We start from the raw sequence: 19974 nt of genomic DNA on the forward strand, positions 1-19974 counted from the left end.
TCCCGGCGTGCTCATGGCTGTCCCGACATCACCGAAAAATAGTGGCGGTGACGAGGGGCGGGAGCGGTACCGTGAGCCGCATGTCGGAACTCAAAGCCCAGCTGCGTACGGATCTCACCGCCGCGATGAAGGCCAAGGACTCACTGCGCCTCAATACGGTGCGCATGCTGCTGGCCGCGATTCAGAACGCCGAGGTCGCGGGTACCGAGGCGCGTGAACTCTCCGACGCCGAGGTCATCAGCGTGCTGTCGAAGGAAGCGAAGAAGCGCAACGAATCCGCCGTCGTCTACGCGCAGAACGGACGCGGGGAACTCGCCGCCACCGAGCGCGCCGAGGAACAGATCATCGAGGAGTACCTGCCGACCCCGCTCACCGAGGCCGAGGTCGCCGATATCGCCGACACCGCCATTGCCGACGTCGCCGAGCAGAACGGGGAACGGCCCGGTATGAAGCAGATGGGCCAGGTCATGAAGATCGCCACCGCCCTGGCCGCCGGTCGCGCCGACGGCTCCCGCATCTCCGCCGCGGTCAAAGCCCGCCTCTGAACCGCACCCCTCGTCATTCCGGCGTGCTGGTGGCCGGAATCCATCGTGAGAGGTCGAGTACCGCGGGCTGTGGGTCCCGTGGAAACACGCCGGAACGCTAGGTGGCGGTTCCCATCGCACCGGGGACTGGGCGCACTGGGGGACCGGCAGCACCCACCTGAACGACAACCGCCCGGAGTGCGACGCACTCCGGGCGGTTCGTATTCAGCCCACCTATCGCGGGATGGGGATCGGGATGGGGATCGGTGGGAGTTGCGGCAGGGTGAACCCCGGCACTTCCGGTAGCCCGGGCGTGGGGGCCGTGGGTTCCGGCGGCGGTACCTGGGTGCCGTCGCTGACATAGATGGTGATCACCGAGCCCGGTATGGCCGAGCCGTCGGGCGAGATACTCATCACGGTGCCCTTGGTCGGCCCGGCCGCCGAGGCCACCGACACCTGGAAGCCCGCCGTGATCAGCGTCGAGGTCGCCTGGGCCTGGGGCATCCCGACCACATCCGGGATCTGCGCGTTGTTCGATCCGCGCACGTACTTGTCGTCCAGCGGCGGCAGCGCGGGCGGTGGGAACCTGTCGAGCACGTTCTTCATCGCGTCCAGCCAGGTGCGTGCTGGTTCGTTACCGCCGAACAGGTCGCCGCTGCCGCAATTGCGCAGCGGGAAGGAGCAGATCTCGCCGGGCGTCGGCGTGTCGCCGTAGATGTAGGCCGAGCCGGCGAACGAATTGGTGAAACCGAGGAAGGCCGAGGAGCGGTGGCTTTCCGTGGTGCCGGTCTTGCCCGACATAGGTGCGTTCCAGCCCACCGCGCGGGCCGCCCCGGCCGCGGTGCCGGTGATGTCGTCCTTGCTCATCGCGTTGGCCAGGGTATTGGCCAGACCCGGCTCCACCACCTGCTCGCACGCCTGCTGAGTGAGCGGCACCGTCTTCCCTTCCCGGTCCACCACCTCGCGGATCGGGGTGGGCGGGCACCACTTGCCGCCGGAGGCGATGGTGGCGGCCACATTCGACAGTTCGAGCGGGTTGATGGCGACCGGGCCGAGGGTGAACGAACCCAGGTTCTGGTCCTTCACCATGTCGGCCAGGCTCTGATTGCTGAACCCGGAGGTGCCCGGCATCGTGTAGGACCGCATACCCAGCCGCACCGCCATATCGACGGTCGGTGCCACGCCCACGGCCTGAATCAGCTTGACGAACGCGGTATTCGGCGAGGTGGCGAGGGCCTCGGTGACCGACATGGGCGACCGGTAGGGCGCGGCGTTCTTCACGCAGTACGTCTCGGCGGGACAGCCCGGGGTGCCACTGTTACCCATGCCCTTGGCGGTGAAGGTCGAGGGCACATCCAGCTGGGCATTGATACCCAACCCCTTCTCCATGGCCGCGGCCGTTGTGAACAGCTTGAATACCGAGCCCGCACCGTCACCGACCATCGAATACGGCTGGGGCTGCACCGTTTCATGCGCCGCCGCGTCCAATCCGTAGGTGCGACTGGACGCCATGGCGAGCACCGGATGCGAGTCCTGGCCCGGTGCCACGATATTCACCACCTGGGCGACGTCCTCGAGATTCGGGTCGGCGTTCTGCACGACCGACGCCTTCACCGAATCCTGCACGGCCGGGTCGAGGGTGGTGCGAATCAGGTAGCCGCCCTTGTCGATCTGGTCGCGGCTGATACCCGAGTTGGCCAGGTACTGCAGTGCGTAGTCGCAGAAGAACCCGCGGTCATTGGCCGCGATACAGCCGCGCGGCAGGCCCTTCGGCTCCGGCAGTACGCCCAGCGGTTCGGACTTGGCCCGCCGGAATTCGTCGGAGCGGCTGGGGATGTTCTGGATCATGGTGTCCAGCACGGTATTGCGCCGCTCCAGCACGCCCTGCGGATTGGTGTAGGGGTTCAGCTTGGAGCTGGACTGCACCATGCCCGCCAGCATGGCCGACTGCACCACGTTCAGATCCTTGGCATCGATGCCGAAGTAGGTCTGCGCGGCGTCCTGGATGCCGTAGGAGGAGTTTCCGAACGGCACCAGGTTCAGGTACCGGACCAGGATTTCATCCTTGGTGAGCTGCTTGTCCAGGGTCAGCGCCATCCGGATCTCCCGGATCTTGCGGGCGGGGGTGGTCTCGGTGGCGGCGCGGCGCTCGGCGTCGGTTTTGGCCACCACCAGCAGCAGGTAGTTCTTCACGTACTGCTGGTCGAGGGTGGAGGCGCCCTGCTGCACCTCCCCGCTGGAGGTGTTGGTCAGGAAGGCACGGAAGGTGCCCTGCCAGTCCACGCCGTGGTGTTCGGAGAAGCGGCGATCCTCGATCGACACGATCGCCAGCTTCATGTCATTGGAGATGCGCTCGCTCGGCACCTCGAACCGGCGCTGTTCATAGAGCCAGGCGAACGGGTTGCCGTCCGCGTCGACCATGGTGGACACCGCGGGGACGGTGCCCTCCACGAGTTCGGCGGAGACATTGTCGACGGCGTCGGCGGCGCGGTTGGACATGTATCCGAATCCACCGGCGAGCGGGAACAGCAGCCCAGCGAGCAACACGGCGGCCAGGACGCAACTGCCGGCCAGTCTCGCGAGCGTTCGTGATATCGGCACGAGCCCTAGCCTAATTGCCCTTCCGGACAGTCGGTGTGTGCGTGTCGTCGGTATCGGTTCGTGACCTCTTCCGTCCGAAAGGTGCCGACTGCCCCGTTTCATGTCTCGATTGCATGGACGGACGTACCAGAAAATCTCGGGACGGTCTTGCGCAGGACGCGCACCATTATCTAGATTGAGAACCCAGTGTGATAGAGCTAACACTCAAAGTGGAATGTGGTGCGGAACGCAGTGGGGTTGGGTAACTGCGCGCTGTACACGCGATTCTGGAGCGCCGTGACCCGGTGTTCGGACTGCAAAGGGGCACACCAAATGCACATGACTACCCCGATTGCTCGATTGGACGTAGAGCAGGCCGAAGCGCGAATCGCCTGGGTTTCCCAGGCCCGATGCAAGGAAGTGGATCCCGACCAGCTTTTCGTGCGTGGCGCGGCGCAGCGGAAAGCGGCGACCATCTGTCGGCACTGCCCGGTACTGATGGAGTGCGGAGCAGACGCACTCGACAACCGGGTCGAGTTCGGCGTGTGGGGCGGTATGACCGAACGGCAACGGCGCGCACTGCTCAAGCAGCATCCCGAGGTGACGTCCTGGGCCGACTTCTTTCTCGTCCAGCGTCAGCAGAAAGTAGCGATGTAGCACCCCTATCGTCGATAAGCAGAACGGACCGAGCCCGCGTATAGCGGGCTCGGTCCGTTTCTGGGCCGAATTCGGTCATATCCATCAAGCAGGACGGATGGGATAAGGCCGACTTATGCTCGACTGCTATTGCTACGCTGCCGGATTCGCGGCGGCCTCGAGTTGGTCGGCCACCGCGCGCAGTGCCTCGAGGTCGGCGACCTCGAACGGCAGTGCCGTCACCGCGGCAATCGGCACCCGTGGATGCGCGCCCGTGAAGCGGTGCAGCAGATGCTGCTCCCGCTTCGCGGTCTCCGCTCGATGCGCGTGGATGCGCAGCACCGCCGCGGTGAGAACGGCCGGGGTGATCTCCTCCGCGACCTCGGTGGCGTCGGCCGGTGCCAGCCGGTCGGCGGCCACCAGCGACTCCTGCTCCGAGAGCGAGCTCAGCACCGGATGGGTGCGGTTGAGCACCAGGCCGGCCAGCGGCATCTTGTCGTGGGACAGCCGGTCGACGAAGAACGATGCCTCCCGCAGCGCGTCGGGCTCCGCCGCCGCCACCACCACGAAGTGGGTGCCGGGCCGCGAGAGCATGGCGTAGGTGCGGTCCGCGCGATCCTGGAAGCCGCCGAACATGGACTCGAGCGATTGCAGGAACAGCGACGCGTCCTTGAGCAACTGGCCGCCGACGACCGTCGATACCCCGCGCAGCGCCAGGCTCATCGCACCCGTCACCAGGCGGCCGACCCCGCGGCCCGGCATCATGATCACGCGAATCATGCGGCCGTTCAGAAAGTTTCCCAGCCGTTTGGGCGCGTCGAGGAAGTCCAGGGCGTTCCGCGACGGCGGTGTGTCTACGACGATGAGATCCCACTCGCGCTTGCCCGCGAGCTGACCCAGCTTCTCCATCGCCATGTATTCCTGCGTCCCACCGAAGGATGAGGCGACCGTTTGATAGATCGGGTTGGCGAAGACCTGCTCCGCCTTCTCCGGGCTGGTGTGCTCGAGCACCATCTCATCGAAGGTGCGGCGCATATTCAGCATCATGGCGTACAGCTCGCCCTTGGCCTCCGGGCCGAGCTCCACCCGCTGCGGAACATTGCCCAGGTCGCTGACCCCCAGCGACTGCGCCAGCCGCCGTGCCGGGTCGATGGTCAGCACCACGACCTTGCGGCCCGCCTCGGCGGCACGCACCGCGATGGCGGCGGCCGTGGTGGTCTTGCCGACACCGCCGGAGCCGCAGCACACCACGATGCGCGAGGACTTATCGGCGATGATCTTCGAAATATCCAGTGGGACAGTGTTGGCCGGAAGACTCATGATCAGCGAACTCCCTGCGCGCTCAGTACTTCGGCCAGCTCGTAGAGCCCGCCCAGGTCCATCCCATCGTCGAGCGATGGCAGGTACATCCGGGAAATATCCACCGCCGCCAGTTCCGTCGAGCTCTCGTCCTGGGCCTGTAGTCGCATCGAATGCTCCACGGCCTCGGTGACCAGGCCCTGGAAGTCGGCCTCCGACAGCGTGATTCCGGACTCGGCGAGTCCGGCGCGCAGCGCGTCGACATCGAGGCCACCCTGGGCGACCTTCGCCCGCACATCGCGCGGAAGGTAGCCCTCACCCGCGCGATTCACGATGACGGTGCCGATATTCAGCTCGTTGGCGGTGAGTTCGGCGATGGCGTCGGCGGTCTCCTGCACCGGCAGCGCCTCCAGCAGTGTCACCAGGTGGATCATGGTCTGCTCGGAATGCAGCAGCTTGGATACGCCCTCGGCCTGCGTGGCGATCGGTCCACCCTTGGCGATCTCCGCCATGGCCTGGGTGACATCCAGGAAGCTGGCGATTCGGCCGGTCGGGGGCGCGTCGATCACGATTTCGTCATAGGCCGGTTTGCCCGCCTTATCGACGCGGACCGCGCACTCCTTGATCTTGCCGGTGAGAATCACATCCCGCAGGCCCGGCGCGATGGTGGTGACGAATTCGATGGCCCCCACCCGATTCATGGCCCGCCCGGCGAAACCCAGGTTGTAGAACATATCCAGGTATTCCAGGAAGGCATGTTCCACATCGAGGGCCAGCGCCATCACCTCACCGCCACCATCGGCGGTGGCGATCCGAGTCTCGGTGGGCGGCAAGGGCGGTAGATCGAAGAGCTGGGCAATGGACTGCCGCCCCTCCACCTCCACCAGCAGCACTCGACGACCACCGGCGGCCAGCGCGAGCGCCAATGCGCCCGCGACCGTCGACTTCCCGGTTCCCCCCTTCCCGGAAACGTAGTGCAGGCGGGCTTTCTCGGCCCGCTGCGGCCAACCTGATTGAACCCCTGGCTCCGCAGATACGGGCACTGCGATCGGTACTCCCACGATCGCGAGCCTATAACTCGTTCCTTATTCCTGCCCAGAGGGAAGTCAGTACTGTCTGGTACACCACTGCCGGAATGGCGGGATTCCCGAAATGGCCAGCGCATAGCGGAGGGCCGGGGGTGCTCCGGCACGGGCCGGGCATCTACGCTCAGCCCATGAGTGAAGTGACCACGTGGGAATACGCGACGGTGCCGCTGCTGACACATGCGACCAAGGCCATTCTGGACCAGTGGGGTTCCGACGGCTGGGAGCTCGTCAGCGTGCTGCCCGGACCGACCGGTGAACAGCATGTGGCCTACCTGAAGCGGCCCAAGAACTGATGGCCGCCAACGGTTCGGCCACCAACTGGGCCGAGAATCTGGAGAAGCTGGGGCTGACCCTCCCCCCGGTCACGCCGCCCGTGGCCGCCTACATTCCCGCCACGCGCAGCGGGAACCACGTCTACACCTCCGGCCAGCTGCCGTTCGTGAACGGTGAACTCAGTGCCGTCGGCAAGGTCGGCGCTGAGGTCAGTGCCGCGGACGGCAAGGAAGCCGCCAAGCTGTGCGCACTCAATGCGCTGGCGGCCGTGCACGACCTGGTCGGTCTCGACAATGTGGTGCGGATCGTGAAGGTCGTCGGATTCGTCGCTTCCGCACCGGGATTCAATGAGCAGCCGCAGGTCATCAATGGCGCCTCGGAGTTCCTGGGCGAGGTGTTCGGCGATGCGGGCGTACACGCGCGCTCCGCCGTCGGCGTCTCCGAGCTGCCGAAGAACACCCCCGTCGAGGTGGAACTCATCGCGGAAGTTCGCTGACCGAAACTGGTTGGCGCACAGTGCAAGCGCGGTGGGTCCTGTGCTGACGTCGTGGAAGGATGGACTCACCGCGCCTCGTGCGTTAGGACGAAAGTATGACCCTCACCCACCCCGCATATGAGCAGCTGCGCGCGGTCACCCCGTCCGCCTCGGTCCTCTTGGCGGACAACCCGAGTCAGATGACCCTGCAGGGTACGAATACCTGGATTCTGCGTGCGCCCGGCAGCTCCGAGTACGTGGTGATCGATCCGGGTCCGAAGGATCGCAAGCACAGCGCGGCCATCGCGCGCGAGACCGGCGGGAAGATCGCGCTCACGCTGATCACCCACCAGCACGCCGACCACACCGGCGGTATCGACCGTCTGGTCGCGCTCACCGGCACCCCCGTGCGTGCCGTGAAATCCGAATTCCTGCGCGGCGACGGTACGGCGCTCGTCGGCGGTGAGGTCATCGAGGCCGCTGGAATCCGCCTCACCGTCCTCGCCACCCCCGGCCATACCGAAGATTCGGTGAGCTTCCTGCTGGACGGCCCGGACGATGCCGCCCTGCTGACCGGTGACACGGTCCTCGGCAGCGGCACCACCGTCCTGGAATCGCGCGACGGCGCGCTCGCCGACTATTTGGCTTCCCTGAATAATCTGATCGCGGTCGCGCCCGGGCGTGTCCTGCTGCCCGCGCACGGCCCGGAGCACCGCGACGCCGAACCGGTGATCCGCTACTACCTCGCACACCGCGAGGAACGTCTCCAACAGGTCCGTGACGCATTGGTGAAGCTGGGGCCCAACGCCAAGGCCCTACAGATCGTGGCGATGGTCTACGCCGATGTCGACAAGCGCCTCTGGCCCGCCGCGCGCAGCTCGGTGCAGGCCCAGCTGGCCTATATCCGTTCGCACGGATAGGGCACTCGGGTCCACAACGGACAATTCGGACAAGCTGTGGACGCACGTAGGGACCGGGGCGTCACCCTGAGGTGGCGACCCGGTCCCTACGAGTCTCTGTTCCCTGGTCTAGCGAGCTCGGCGCGCGAGGCGCTCCGAGTCGGAGATCAGTACGCTCTTGCCTTCCAGTCGCAACCAACCGCGATGCGCGAAGTCGGCCAGGGCCTTGTTCACGGTTTCACGGGAGGCGCCGACCAGCTGGGCGATCTCCTCCTGGGTCAGGTCGTGGGTCACGCGCAGCGCGCCCGCTTCCTGAGTGCCGAAACGCTGTGCGAGCTGCAGCAGCGCCTTGGCCACACGACCCGGAACATCGGTGAAGATGAGGTCGGCCAGGTTGTTGTTGGTACGGCGCAGGCGGCGGGCGAGGACGCGCAGCAACTGCTCCGCGATCTCCGGCCGCTGATCAATCCACGACTTCAGCGCATCGCGATCCATCGTGACCGCGCGGACCTCGGTGACGGTGGTAGCCGTCGAGGTACGCGGACCCGGGTCGAAGATCGACAGTTCACCGAACATGTCCGACGGACCCATGATGGTCAGCAGGTTCTCGCGGCCGTCCGGAGACCGCCGCCCAATCTTCACCTTGCCGGACGTGATGATGAACAACCGATCGCCGGGCTCACCTTCATTGAAGATGACATGCCCACGTGGAAAGTCCACGGGCTGAAGTTGTTTGGCAAGAGCGGCCACCGCGGTGGGCTCTACGCCTTGGAAGATGCCTGCTCTGGCGAGGGCCTCGTCCACGAATGTGCTCCTTATGGGAAATGGCTCTGTCCTGGACCGAAGCGCTTCGGCCGACAGTGCAGTCTACTTTGCAATATGTCCGGGTAGTGATAGACACCACGTGCCGCGCTCATTCTCCGACACGCGGAGCCCGTTTTCACGACACGCACTGCACATACTCGCGACACGCGGAACACTCACGTTAGCCGCTGCTACCGGCCTGGATATATTGCCCCAACTGACTCCAGCGGTCAGCTGGCTTGCGCGACATCCATCGCGTCACTACTAGTACGGCGTCGGCGAGTCCGCGCGGCAGCTGCCGGCAGACCCAACTTGGTCATGTCACTGACCTCTGCGTTCGTCGCTCGATCGAGGTACTGCTGGACCTCTTCGTCGGGTTCGAGGAGCTTGCGGAGCCGATTCTCGACCCTTTCCATCACCAGCGCGAACAGCATCAACGCCACTGGGAAGAGCACCACAGCGAGTCCTTGCATACGCAGCAGTAAACACGGCGAAGGTCTCAGATGGAACACGGCGGGTCCGCAGCCCGGTTGTCGAGCCGGGCTGGTTCCGTAAGGTGGACGGGTGCGTGTCTCTGAGTCCGGCGCGACCGCGAAACGGTCCGCAGCTACCGCCGTGCCCACGGCAGGCGATGCCGCGCAGGCGCAATCATCCACCGATAGCGGAGTGCGGATACGGCCGCTGAAGGCGAACCCGCGCCGCAATGAGACCCGCACCGGCCTGGTCCGGCGGGCCCGGCGGATGTATCGGGAACTCACCGTTGCCTTTCCGGGCGCGCACTGCGAACTCGACTTCACGACACCGCTCGAATTGGCAGTCGCCACAATCCTTTCCGCGCAATGCACCGATGTGCGGGTGAACCTGACCACCCCGGCGCTGTTCGCGAAATATCGCGACGCCCGCGCCTACGCCGAAGCCGATCGGACCGAGCTGGAGGAGTACATCCGGCCCACCGGCTTCTACCGCAACAAGACCAGTTCGCTGATCGGGTTGGGGCAGGCGCTCATGGAGCGCTACGACGGCGAACTTCCGGACAATCTCGCCGAACTGGTGCAGTTGCCCGGGATCGGTCGCAAGACCGCCAATGTCATTCTCGGCAACGCCTTCGGTGTGCCCGGTATCACTGTGGACACCCACTTCGGGCGGCTGGTGCAGCGCTGGAAATGGACCGCCGAAGAGGATCCGGTCAAGATCGAACATGCCGTCGGCGCGCTCATCGAGCGCAAGGACTGGACCATGCTGTCGCATCGCGTGATCTTCCACGGCCGTCGCGTATGCCATTCCCGCAAACCCGCGTGCGGAGCGTGCGTACTGGCCAAGGATTGCCCGTCCTACGGAATCGGACCCACCGATCCCGCCACCGCCGCGGCCCTGGTGAAGGGTCCGGAGACCGAGCATCTGCTCGAGTTGGTGGGGCTGTGACCGCGGAAATCCGCACGGGTACCTGGTGGCGGTGGGTGCTGCTGGCTGTCATCGTGGTTGTCGCGTCGGGTGTCGCGGTATGGGGTGTGTTCGGCGAGGACTCGGACGGCAATACCGCCGAAGGTACGAAAACGCGGCCGGTTCCGGCTGTTTCGGACCAGCAGCGGGCCGCTGCCGCGCTGGCCGCGTGCCCGCAGCCGAGCGGCGCGGGCGATGTCGACAGCGGCACGACCCGCGACAGCCCGCTGCGCGGCATTACCGTCGACTGCCTGGCCGACGGCCGGTCCGTGGATCTGGCCGCCGCGCTCGCCGGAAAGCCCGCACTGCTCAATCTGTGGGCCTACTGGTGTGGGCCGTGCGCCGAGGAACTGCCGCTGCTGCAAGACTTTTCCGACCGGGCCGGTGACGCGCTGACGGTGCTGACCGTGCACAGTGATCCGGAGGCGGCGAAGGCGCTCGCCCGGCTCGCCGGTCTCGATGTGCACCTGCCCGGTGTGCAGGACGCGGAAGCCAGCATCCGGACCGCCGTCGGCGCACCCGCGGTGCTGCCGATCACGGTGCTGCTGCGCGCGGACGCGACGGTGGCGAAGGTGGTGGTGCGGGCCTTCACGAGCGTCGACGACATCGCCGCCACCGTGGACGCCGAACTCGGAGTGAAGGCATGAGATACGAGATTTCCACCGACGAGATTCCGTCGTGGCTGCGCGCGGTGACCGAGCACGATCCGGCCGATCCGACCGGCGTCAACCCGGTACTGCGGCGCACGGTCGTGCGCACGGCGGTGCGCAAGGTCGCCAATGCCACCGGACGGACCCGCGACGCGGCCGTACTGGTGCTGTTCGGCGGGGCCCAGGAGGCCGATCCCAACACCCTCGGCGGCCTGCCCGATGACGCGAACGTGCTGCTCACCCAGCGGGCCGCGACCCTGCGCCAACACAGCGGGCAGGTCGCGTTCCCCGGCGGCGCGGTCGATCCGGGTGATGACGGACCGATCTTCACCGCGCTGCGTGAGGCCGAAGAGGAGACCGGGCTCGATCCGGCCAGCGTGCAGCCGCTGTCGCTACTACCCAAGATCTTCGTGCCGCCGTCCGGATTCGATGTGACACCGGTCGTCGGTTATTGGCGCACGCCCGGCGAGGTCGGCGTGGTGAGTGAGCAGGAGGCCACCCGGGTGGCGCGCGTACCGCTCGCCGACCTGCTCGACCCGGCCAATCGATTCGTGGTCCGGCATCCGCTCGGATATATGGGTCCGGCGTTCGCGGTGGACGGCATGCTGGTGTGGGGTTTCACCGCGGGCGTGCTCGCCGGACTACTAGCGGTATCGGGGTGGGAAAAGGAATGGGACTATCACGACGTGCGTGATCTGCAGGCCTCATTGGCCGCGGTAGGGATGACATTATGACCTCTTCGGCCTGGCTCGACCTCGGCGTCGTGATCATCGCGCTGCTGGCCGCCTCCTCCGGGTGGCGGCAGGGCGCGGTCGCGTCGGCGCTCGCCTTCCTGGGCGTGGTGCTGGGCGCGGTGGCCGGAATTCTGATCGCACCGCACATCCTCATTCACCTGAGCGAGGGCCGCAGCCGCGTACTGGTGGGCGTGCTGCTCATTGTGGCGCTGGTGATCGTCGGTGAGATCGCGGGCATGGTGCTGGGCCGGGCGGCGCGCAGCGGTATGCGCGATCCGTTCATGCGCAGTGTGGACAGCGTGGTCGGCGCGGGTCTGCAGATGGTCGCGGTGCTGGCCACCGCGTGGCTGCTGGCGCTACCGCTGGCCAGCTCATCGCAGCCGGGTATCGCGGCGGCCGTACAGAATTCGCGGGTGCTCGCCGAGGTCAACAAGCTCGCGCCGGACTGGCTGCGGCAGTTGCCCAATGAGTTCTCCAATCTGCTCAATACCTCCGGGCTGCCGGATGTCATCGGACCGTTCGGCCGGGTGCCGGTCGCGGCCGTGGAACCGCCCGATCCGAGCGTGCTGCAACTGCCGGTCGCGCAGCAGCTCCAGCACAGTGTGCTGCGCATCAAGGGCGTAGCGCCGAGTTGCCAACGCGCCCTGGAGGGTTCGGGCTTCGTGGTCGCGCCCGAACGCATCATGACCAATGCGCACGTGGTGGCGGGCACCACCAGCGTCACCGTCGACACCGCGCGCGGGCCGCTCAGCGCGTCCGTGGTGCTGTTCGACCCGTCCAAGGACATCGCGGTCCTCGCGGTGCCCGGACTGGTCGCGCCGGTGATCCCGCTGGCCCCGCAGGCGGCCGGTGCGGGCGAGAACTCCATCGTGCTCGGCTATCCGGGCGGCGGCGCGTACGCCGCCAGCGCGGCGCGTGTCCGCGAAACCCTGGATCTGAAGGGCCCCAACATCTATCGCAACGGCAATGTCCAACGCGAGGTGTACACGGTCCGCGGCCTGGTCCGCGCGGGTAACTCCGGCGGCCCCCTGGTCGACACCGACGGCCAGGTCCTCGGCGTGGTCTTCGGCGCCGCCGTCACCGATGAGGACACCGGGTACGTGCTCACCCTGAACGAGGTCCGCACGGAGCTCGACGCGGCCCCGAACGTGAACGCACCTGTGCCGACGGGTGACTGTGTGCTGAGCTAGGCGACTGCGTACTCGAGCTAGGCGACTGCGCAATGACCTGAGCCTCGTTATGGCCGGAATCCGACCGGCCATAACGGGGTGGCCCCGCCCTCGCACGGGACCCGAATCACCATCATCGCCACCAGCTTCGTTCGGGCGTGCGTACCAGCTTCGTCATTCCGGCGTGCTTTTGGCCGGAATCCACAGGTTGTCGAAGTGCTGCGGGTGTGGATCCCCGCCAAGAGCGCACCTGGATGACGGGGGCGCAGGAGCGTGCCGGGATACCAGGAGCGCTGCTGGGCATGACGGCATGCCGGGCATGACGGGCATGACGGCATGACGGCATGACGGGGCGCAGGGTATGCCGGGGTATCAGGAGCGCTGCCGGCATGCGGGAGCCGCCATCCGCCAAGGGGTTTCAGGGGCGCAGCCCCTGAGAGCCACGAGAGTTGTCCTACTCCAGGAGTTTCGCGATCTCCGCGGTAACCGCCTCCGGGTTCTCCTGGTGCGCGAAGTGCCCCGCATCCGGAATCCCCACCATGCGCCGGTTCGGCGACAGGTCGTGTCCGCGCAGGACGGTTCCGGTGCGGATGTAGTGGTCGCGGTCGCCGTGCAGCGTCAGCACCGGAATGCGCACGGCCTCGCGCATGGCGGACATGAAGCGCTTACCGTCCGGCCGCCACTGGCTGCGGAAGGCCCAACGCTGGTATTCCAGCGCGCAGTGCGCCGCTCCCGGAATCCGGATGGCGGTTCGCATCCGCTGCGCGGTCTCGGCGAATTCGGGTGTATGCGACCAGCCTTCGCTCACCCGTTGCCGCAGCAGGCGCTCGATCTCCGCGCCGTCGGCGGTGGTCAACCGGTGCTCGGGGTAGCGGGGGAGTTGGTAGCGCAGGAAGTTCGGCAGCCAGGTCTTGCGCTGGCGACCGTCGCGCAGCACGGCGCTCTTCAAGGCCACCGGGTGCGGGGAGCTGACCAGTGCGATGGAGCGGACCAGTCGCGGGTGCAGGACGGCCGTTGCCCAGCACACCAGTCCGCCCTCGGCGTGTCCGACCAGCGTGGCCTCGGTGTGCCCGAGTGCGCGGATCAGGCCCGCCACATCGCCGGCGAGGGTCCAGCCGTCGTAGCCGCGCGGCGGTTTATCGCTATCGCCGTAACCGCGCAGATCCACCGCCACGGCCCGGAATCCGCGCTCGGTGAGTCCGGTCAGCTGATGCCGCCACGACCACCAGAAATCGCCGAATCCGTGCAGTAGCACCACCAGTGGCGCATCGGGATCCCCGGGGGCGATCCCCGGGGTCGGCACCGCCTCGACCACATGGAAGCGAATGCCGTTGGCATGTACATCCCGATGGGTCCAGGGGCCCTCATAGCGGACGCTGGACGGATCCGGAAGCGAGTTCGACGACACGCCGTCGAAGCGTACTGGAAGAACTAGCCGCGATACTTGTCGAGCTGGGGCGACGCGCCCGCCTCATGTGCGCCCGGCGCACCGAAACCGCTGGGCAGCACCGTCTTCGCCTCCTTGAGCGATTCGATGGTCTTCTCCGGCGCGCGCAGCTTCTTCACCTTCAGATAGCCCAGCCCAGCGAGCGCAAGTACCGCGACGATCATCAGACCGAACACGGTGAGGAACGCTCCCCAGCGCGCCATCCACTTATCCAGCAGTTCAGCCAGGAAGAAGAAAAAGAAGAACGAGCTGTACAGCAGAACCACCAGGGCCAGGATGAAGAAGATACTGCCCTGCAGCCCCTTCTTGATCTCGCCGGTGACCTCCGCCTTGGCGAGTTCCACCTCGGCCCGGACCAGCGTCGACATCTGCTCGGTGGCATCGCGGACCAGGCCGCCGATGCTCTCCCCGCGATTGTCGGCCTCGGACAGCGGAATCGAGGTGAGGGTGCGGGAGTGGCGCCCGTCCTGCCCGTTACCGCCCTGTGTGAAGCTCAATTGCTCGACCCTTCTCCGTGTCTGCGAATCGACCCAGCCCGGTGCTGCCCCGGTCGGTCACTCCTGTTCCTGCAGTGCCCGCTCGTCACGTATCGCCTGATGGACCCGGCCACGACGCAACAGTAGCGCCGAACCGGCCAGCGAAGCCGCCAAAGACGTGAGCAACACCGCCGCCTTCGCCAATTCCACCGCGGAGTCGTCGCCGAGACCCGACAGTGCGAGTTCTGCCACCAAGAGGCTAACGGTGAAGCCGATCGCGCCGAGTACCGACAGGGCGAACATATCCCGATACCCGAGATCATTGGGTTTGTGCGCGATCCCGAGCCGCACTGCGGCCCAGCCGAATCCGAAGATGCCCACGGTCTTGCCGACCAGGAGTCCGAGCACGATGGACAGGGCCAGGCGGTCGGTGAACAGCTCGGAGAAGATCTTGGAGTCCAGTGGCACACCGGAGGCGAAGAGCGCGAACAGCGGCACGCACACGATCGCGGAGATGGGTTGGAAGAAGTGTTCGAGATTGGCGGCCGGGACGCTGTGCTCATCCTCGTCCGGATCGGGGTGCACCCGGGTGAGTAGGCCGAGCCCGACCCCCGCCAGCGTGGGATGGATACCCGCCTCATGCAGCGCGTACCAGGCCAGCAGTGCGATCGGAACGTAGAGGATCGGCGTGCTCACCCGGTACTTCTGCCCCAGCCACCAGGCGGCGAAGCACAGCACGGCGGCCAGCAGCCAGAACATCTGCAGGGTGGTGGTGAACAGGATGGCGATCAGAATAATGGCGATGAGGTCGTCGACGACCGCCAGGCTCAGCAGGAATACTCGCGCGCTGGGCGGAATCCGGGAGCCGGTGAGCGCCAGTACAGCCAGTGCGAACGCGATATCGGTGGCCACCGGAATGGCCCAGCCGCGATCCATACCCGGTACGCCCCAGCCGACGGTCATGGCGATGAGAGCGGGCATGAGCACACCGCCCAAGGCGGCGATGATCGGCAGGGCCGCGCTCTTGCGATCGGCGAGCTCCCCGATCGTCAGCTCACGTTTGAGCTCCAGACCGGCGACGAAGAAGAAGATGGCGAGCAGACCGTCCTTGGTCCAATCGGCCAGGGTGAGATCGAGATGGAGCGCCGGAATGGCCAGCTTGGTATCGATCATGGTGGTGTAACCGGCGCCCCACGGGGAGTTGACCCAGATGAGTGCGCCCGCGGCCGCTATAAGTAGGAGTGCGCCACCGAATGTTTCGGTCCGTAAGTAGCGAGTCAACTCGGATCGGACCTGTGTGATCACAGTGCACCTTTCAGCTGGTTCAACAAAGCAGCGGTATGCGAATCCAACTCCCGGAGGAGGTCGGCGCACACCGCATGCCGACCAGACTTCCCGGCACACCTTTTGAGCAATCCTAACGGTTTGCCTCATGGGTGCCGAACACCTCACCACCGGTGGGAAGGCAAAACCGCCCCGTGACCAGGGGGCCACAGGGCAGTTTTTGGTCGGACACTCAGGCCTTGCGGGCCCGGATCGCTTCGAAAACGTTCGGGTCCACCAGGGTGGAGGTGTCGCCGAGTTCGCGGCCCTCGGCGACGTCGCGGAGTAGGCGGCGCATGATCTTGCCGGAGCGGGTCTTGGGCAGCTCGGGTACGACATGGATCTCGCGCGGGCGGGCGATCGGGCTGATCTCCCGCGACACCTCGGCCGCGAGTTCGGCGACCAGGTCGTCACCGGTGTCCTTGGCCTCGGCGGTCAGGATGACGAAGGCCACGATGCCCTGACCGGTGGTGGCGTCGGTGGCGCCGACGACCGCGGCCTCGGCGACGCCGGAGTGCCCGACCAATGCCGACTCGACCTCGGCGGTGGAGATGCGGTGTCCGGAGACGTTCATGACGTCATCGACGCGGCCGAGCACCCACAGGTCCCCGTCTTTGTCGAGTTTCGCGCCGTCGCCGGCGAAGTACCAGCCTCGCATGCCGTAGCGCGCCCAGTAGGTGTCGCGGTATCGCTCCGGGTCGCCCCAGATACCGCGCAGCATGGACGGCCACGGCTTGTCGAGGACCAGATAACCGTTGGCCTCGGTCTCCCCGAGTTCGACCGGCTTACCCTCCTCGTCGACGACTTTCGCGGAGATACCCGGCAGCGGGCGCATGGCCGCACCCGGTTTGGCGGCGGTGACGCCCGGCAGTGGCGAGATCATGATCGAGCCGGTTTCGGTCTGCCACCAGGTATCCACAATCGGTGTCTTGTTGCCACCGATGACTTCTCGGTACCAGCGCCAGGCCTCGGGATTGATCGGCTCACCGACCGAACCCAGCAGCCGCAGACTCGACAGCTTGTGGGCTTCGGGAATCTCCCGGCCCCACTTCATGAAGGTGCGCACGAGCGTGGGTGCCGTGTAATAGATGGAGACACCGTACTTTTCGATGATCTGCCAGTGCCGGTGCTCGTCGGGGAAATTCGGGGTGCCCTCGTAGACGACCTGGGTGGCCCGGTTCGACAGCGGTCCGTAGACGATGTAGGAGTGCCCGGTCACCCAGCCGATATCGGCCGTGCACCAGTACACGTCGCTGCCCGGCTTGTGGTCGAACACGTAGTTGTGGGTGTACGAGGTCTGGGTCAGGTAGCCACCGCTGGTGTGCAGAATGCCCTTCGGCTTCCCGGTGGTGCCGGAGGTGTAGAGGATGAACAGCGGATGCTCGGCATCGAAGGCTTCGGCTTCGTGCTCGGCTGAGGCCTGCCCGACGGTTTCGTCCCACCACAGGTCGCGTCCCGCGGTCCACGGCACCTCGATGCCGGTGCGCCGCACCACGAGTACATGTTCGACGCTCGCCGCACCGCCGTCGGCGGCGACCGCCTCGTCCACGGCCGTCTTCAGTGGCGCGGCGGTACCGCGCCGCCACTGCCCATCGGTGGTGATGATCAGTTTGGCCGCGGCGTCATCGACCCGCTGCCGCAGCGCGGTGGGGGAGAACCCGGCGAATACCACCGAGTGGGTCAGTCCGAGCCGCGCGCTGGCGAGCATGGCGACAATGGCCTCGGGCACCATCGGCATGTAGATGGCGACCCGGTCTCCGGCGACCAGGCCGAGTTCGGTGAGGTAGTTGGCGGCGCGCGAAACCTCGGCCAGCAGTTCGGCATAGGTGATGTCGCGGGAGTCGCCCGGTTCGCCCTCCCAGTGGATGGCGACCTGATCGCCGTGTCCGTCGAGGACATGCCGGTCCACGCAGTTGTAGGCGACATTGAGCTTGCCGCCGACGAACCAGCGTGCGAAGGGTGCGTCATCCCAATCCAGCACCCGCGACCAGGGTTCATGCCAGTGCAGACGCTGCGCCTGCTCGGCCCAGAACCCCTCGTGGTCCGTGTCGGCCCGCTCGTAGAGAGACGCGTGGGCATTGGCCGCGGCAGCGAATTCAGCGCTCGGAGGATAGGTATCCAGATTGTCAGCGTTGGTTTCGGTCATCTCTTCTTCTCTCGCATCTACCCGTCTCGCATCTGCCCCGCGGGAGTGACCGCGGCCACGTTCGACCCTAACCGACGGTGACCTGCGTGGGGTTCGGGCCGGAGCATCGGTCCCACTCGCCGGGGCGCGTCGAGTCGGCCCGGCTAGGCAATCTGCCTTCTGGAGACGCCGCTATGAGTCGGTTGTGTTGCCACATTGCAAACATGGCGGACCATCCCTGGTCGATCCGCTGACAGCGGCTTGTCAAATGATTAATGTCCGTTTCACCCAAGGCGGACAGTCGTTAACGCTGGTGGACCCCAGCGCGATCGCTGCCGGCTCGCTCCTTCCTGGAATCGGGAGAAACGCGTTGCGAACTAAGACGATTACCGCGCTGGCCGCGGCCGCGCTACTGGCCACGAGCCTGACCCTGACAGCCTGTTCCTCCGATGGCGGCGGCAGCGCCGATATCGTCACCGTCAACGGTGCCGAACCGCAGAACCCGTTGGTACCCACCAACACCAACGAGAATATGGGCGGCCGCGTGGTCGACCGGTTGTGGGCCGGTCTGAAGTACTACGACGCCGACGGTGTGGCGCACAACGAGATGGCGGAGTCCATCGAGACCACCGATCGCAAGAGCTACCGGATTACCCTGAAGTCCGGCTGGACCTTCACCGACGGCAGCCCGGTGACCGCCAAATCCTTTGTGGACGCCTGGAACTACGGTGCGCTGTCCACCAACGCCCAGCTGCAGAACTACGTGTTCTCCAGCATCGCCGGCTTCGACGAGGTGGCCGCGGAAAACCCGACCGTGCAGACCATGTCGGGCCTGAAGGTGATCGACGACCGCACCTTCACCGTCGAATTGAAGTCCCCCTCCATCGATTTCGAGGACTCGCTCGGCTACTCGCCCTACTATCCGCTGCCCGAGGTCGCCTATGAGGATATGCAGGCCTACGGCGAGAACCCGATCGGCAACGGCCCCTACATGTTCGCCGGAAACGGTGCCTGGGAGCACAACAGCAAAATCGAACTGGTGCCCAACCCGGACTACCAGGGCGGCCGCCCGGCCAAGAACAAGGGCCTGCGGTTCGTGATGTACCAGTCCTACGACACCGCCTACGCGGATCTGCAGTCCGGCAACCTCGACGCCCTCGACACCATTCCCGACAGCGCCCTCACGGTGTACAAGAACGATCTCGGTGACCGCGCGATCACCAAGCCGACCGCGCAGAACCAGCACATTGGCGTCCAGCCCAATGTCCCGCACTTCGCCGGGGAGGAGGGCCTGCTGCGCCGCCGCGCCATCTCCATGGCCATCGACCGGGAATCCATCTGCGACAAGATCTTCCACGGCACCCGCATTCCGGCTCGAGATTTCACCGCGGCCACCCTGCCCGGCTTCAACGGTGACCTGCCCGGCTCCGAGGTGCTGGTCTTCAACCCGGACGAGGCCAAGAAGGTATGGGCACAGGCCGACGCCATATCGCCGTGGTCGGGTCGCTACGAGATCGCCTACAACTCCGACGGCGGCCACCAGGCCTGGATCGAAGCGGTGGCCAATAGCGTCAAGAACACCCTCGGAATCGACTCCATCGCCGTGCCGTACCCGACCTTCAAGAACATTCGTGACGAGGTGAACGCGGAGAGCATCGGCAAGGCGTTCCGCTACGGCTGGCAGGGCGACTACCCGTCCATGCTGCAGTTCCTCACCTCGCAGTACTACAGCTACTCCGAAACCAATAACGTCAACTACAACAGCCCCGAGTTCGACCGCCTGCTCGACGCCGCACTGGCCGCGCCGACCCAGGAGGAGTCCTACCGCGTCATCGCCCAGGCCCAAGCCCTGCTGATCAAGGATCTGGTCGACATTCCGGTGCTCGATTACGTTGCGGCGGCCGGTGTTTCGGACAAGGTCAGCAATGCCGAAGTCGCCTGGAACGGGCTGTTCGCCTTCGAGAACATCGAGAAGTAGCCGCTGCTGCGCCGGGTCCGACCCCACAATCGGCCCGGCGCATCACTTTCCGGA

At 66.1% G+C, this 19974-nt stretch carries 19 protein-coding genes; 10 read left to right on the forward strand and 9 right to left on the reverse strand.

The annotated features are described in order from the left end of the window. Positions 1 to 80: 80 nt before the first annotated feature. Entirely contained in the window at positions 81 to 545 is a 465-nt protein-coding gene (locus NU1_RS03065) for a GatB/YqeY domain-containing protein (RefSeq protein WP_067517137.1), read from the forward strand. 213 nt (positions 546 to 758) lie between these two features. On the opposite strand, the gene NU1_RS03070 is transcribed toward NU1_RS03065, so the two are convergent. Beyond that, a complete protein-coding gene (locus NU1_RS03070) occupies positions 759 to 3125 on the reverse strand; it encodes a penicillin-binding protein (protein WP_067517139.1) in 2367 nt (788 codons plus the stop codon). Positions 3126 to 3437: 312 nt separating this feature from the next. On the opposite strand from NU1_RS03070, the gene NU1_RS03075 reads away from it, so the two are divergent. Then, a complete protein-coding gene (locus tag NU1_RS03075; protein WP_067517141.1) occupies positions 3438 to 3761 on the forward strand; it encodes a WhiB family transcriptional regulator in 324 nt (107 codons plus the stop codon). A 132-nt stretch (positions 3762 to 3893) separates the two neighbouring features. On the opposite strand, the gene bagB is transcribed toward NU1_RS03075, so the two are convergent. Together bagB and bagA are read right to left on the reverse strand one after the other, a co-directional pair. Further along, on the reverse strand, positions 3894 to 5060 hold the full coding sequence (bagB, locus tag NU1_RS03080; protein ID WP_067517143.1) for an ATPase BagB: 1167 nt from the start codon (positions 5058 to 5060) through the stop codon (positions 3894 to 3896). Between the two features lie 2 nt (positions 5061 to 5062). After that, positions 5063 to 6082, reverse strand: a complete 1020-nt coding sequence (bagA, locus tag NU1_RS03085; protein ID WP_067517145.1) for an ATPase BagA — start codon at positions 6080 to 6082, stop codon at positions 5063 to 5065. Between the two features lie 173 nt (positions 6083 to 6255). On the opposite strand from bagA, the gene sp36 reads away from it, so the two are divergent. The 3 genes from sp36 (at position 6256) to NU1_RS03095 (ending at position 7795) form a co-directional block, all read left to right on the forward strand. Further along, positions 6256 to 6420 carry a Sp36 family protein gene (gene sp36 / locus NU1_RS41095; RefSeq protein WP_157551960.1) on the forward strand — a complete coding sequence of 55 codons (165 nt, stop codon included), beginning with the start codon at positions 6256 to 6258 and terminating at the stop codon, positions 6418 to 6420. Further along, on the forward strand, positions 6420 to 6896 hold the full coding sequence (locus NU1_RS03090; RefSeq protein WP_067517147.1) for a RidA family protein: 477 nt from the start codon (positions 6420 to 6422) through the stop codon (positions 6894 to 6896). The genes sp36 and NU1_RS03090 overlap by 1 nt, the downstream gene beginning before the upstream one ends. Before the next feature lie 95 nt (positions 6897 to 6991). Continuing rightward, positions 6992 to 7795, forward strand: a complete 804-nt coding sequence (locus NU1_RS03095; protein WP_067517149.1) for an MBL fold metallo-hydrolase — start codon at positions 6992 to 6994, stop codon at positions 7793 to 7795. Positions 7796 to 7903: 108 nt separating this feature from the next. Here the strand turns inward: NU1_RS03095 and NU1_RS03100 are convergent, their stop codons facing one another. Further along, positions 7904 to 8578 carry a Crp/Fnr family transcriptional regulator gene (locus tag NU1_RS03100; protein ID WP_067517152.1) on the reverse strand — a complete coding sequence of 225 codons (675 nt, stop codon included), beginning with the start codon at positions 8576 to 8578 and terminating at the stop codon, positions 7904 to 7906. 230 nt (positions 8579 to 8808) lie between these two features. Then, on the reverse strand, positions 8809 to 9036 hold the full coding sequence (locus tag NU1_RS03105; protein ID WP_084520941.1) for a hypothetical protein: 228 nt from the start codon (positions 9034 to 9036) through the stop codon (positions 8809 to 8811). Between the two features lie 283 nt (positions 9037 to 9319). Between NU1_RS03105 and nth the strand changes: the two genes are divergently transcribed. The 4 genes from nth to NU1_RS03125 are packed head-to-tail and all read left to right on the forward strand — an operon-like array spanning position 9320 to position 12592. Continuing rightward, a complete protein-coding gene (gene nth / locus NU1_RS03110) occupies positions 9320 to 10000 on the forward strand; it encodes an endonuclease III (protein ID WP_084520942.1) in 681 nt (226 codons plus the stop codon). Then, positions 9997 to 10665, forward strand: a complete 669-nt coding sequence (locus tag NU1_RS03115) for a TlpA family protein disulfide reductase (RefSeq protein WP_245719925.1) — start codon at positions 9997 to 9999, stop codon at positions 10663 to 10665. Before nth ends, NU1_RS03115 begins: the two co-directional genes overlap by 4 nt. Continuing rightward, positions 10662 to 11402, forward strand: coding sequence for an NUDIX hydrolase (locus NU1_RS03120; protein WP_067517155.1), 741 nt, complete (start codon positions 10662 to 10664; stop codon positions 11400 to 11402). Before NU1_RS03115 ends, NU1_RS03120 begins: the two co-directional genes overlap by 4 nt. After that, positions 11399 to 12592 carry a MarP family serine protease gene (locus NU1_RS03125; protein ID WP_067517157.1) on the forward strand — a complete coding sequence of 398 codons (1194 nt, stop codon included), beginning with the start codon at positions 11399 to 11401 and terminating at the stop codon, positions 12590 to 12592. The genes NU1_RS03120 and NU1_RS03125 overlap by 4 nt, the downstream gene beginning before the upstream one ends. 433 nt (positions 12593 to 13025) lie before the next feature. Here the strand turns inward: NU1_RS03125 and NU1_RS03130 are convergent, their stop codons facing one another. The 4 genes from NU1_RS03130 to acs form a co-directional block, all read right to left on the reverse strand. After that, positions 13026 to 13979, reverse strand: a complete 954-nt coding sequence (locus NU1_RS03130) for an alpha/beta fold hydrolase (RefSeq protein WP_067517159.1) — start codon at positions 13977 to 13979, stop codon at positions 13026 to 13028. A 23-nt stretch (positions 13980 to 14002) separates the two neighbouring features. Then, positions 14003 to 14515, reverse strand: a complete 513-nt coding sequence (locus NU1_RS03135; RefSeq protein ID WP_067517161.1) for a phage holin family protein — start codon at positions 14513 to 14515, stop codon at positions 14003 to 14005. Between the two features lie 57 nt (positions 14516 to 14572). Further along, positions 14573 to 15796, reverse strand: a complete 1224-nt coding sequence (gene nhaA, locus NU1_RS03140; RefSeq protein ID WP_067517242.1) for a Na+/H+ antiporter NhaA — start codon at positions 15794 to 15796, stop codon at positions 14573 to 14575. A 214-nt stretch (positions 15797 to 16010) separates the two neighbouring features. Beyond that, complete coding sequence (gene acs, locus NU1_RS03145; protein ID WP_067517163.1) at positions 16011 to 17963, reverse strand: acetate--CoA ligase; 1953 nt, start codon at positions 17961 to 17963, stop codon at positions 16011 to 16013. Positions 17964 to 18312: 349 nt separating this feature from the next. On the opposite strand from acs, the gene NU1_RS03150 reads away from it, so the two are divergent. Next, positions 18313 to 19920, forward strand: a complete 1608-nt coding sequence (locus tag NU1_RS03150; RefSeq protein WP_245719926.1) for a peptide ABC transporter substrate-binding protein — start codon at positions 18313 to 18315, stop codon at positions 19918 to 19920. Positions 19921 to 19974: the final 54 nt, after the last annotated feature.

Origin of the sequence: Nocardia uniformis NBRC 13702 (assembly GCF_001613345.1) — a bacterium.
In the GTDB taxonomy this organism is placed as follows: Bacteria; Actinomycetota; Actinomycetes; order Mycobacteriales; family Mycobacteriaceae; genus Nocardia; species Nocardia uniformis.

Bases quoted from the DNA above. Each gene is read 5' to 3' on its own strand.
- NU1_RS03125 (WP_067517157.1), top strand. From the start codon at position 11,399: ATGACCTCTTCGGCCTGGCTCGACCTCGGCGTCGTGATCATCGCGCTG.
- NU1_RS03090 (WP_067517147.1), top strand. From the start codon at position 6,420: ATGGCCGCCAACGGTTCGGCCACCAACTGGGCCGAGAATCTGGAGAAG.
- bagB (WP_067517143.1), bottom strand. From the start codon at position 5,060: ATGAGTCTTCCGGCCAACACTGTCCCACTGGATATTTCGAAGATCATC.
- NU1_RS03095 (WP_067517149.1), top strand. From the start codon at position 6,992: ATGACCCTCACCCACCCCGCATATGAGCAGCTGCGCGCGGTCACCCCG.
- sp36 (WP_157551960.1), top strand. From the start codon at position 6,256: ATGAGTGAAGTGACCACGTGGGAATACGCGACGGTGCCGCTGCTGACA.
- acs (WP_067517163.1), bottom strand. From the start codon at position 17,963: ATGACCGAAACCAACGCTGACAATCTGGATACCTATCCTCCGAGCGCT.
- nth (WP_084520942.1), top strand. From the start codon at position 9,320: ATGTATCGGGAACTCACCGTTGCCTTTCCGGGCGCGCACTGCGAACTC.
- NU1_RS03075 (WP_067517141.1), top strand. From the start codon at position 3,438: ATGCACATGACTACCCCGATTGCTCGATTGGACGTAGAGCAGGCCGAA.
- NU1_RS03120 (WP_067517155.1), top strand. From the start codon at position 10,662: ATGAGATACGAGATTTCCACCGACGAGATTCCGTCGTGGCTGCGCGCG.
- NU1_RS03065 (WP_067517137.1), top strand. From the start codon at position 81: ATGTCGGAACTCAAAGCCCAGCTGCGTACGGATCTCACCGCCGCGATG.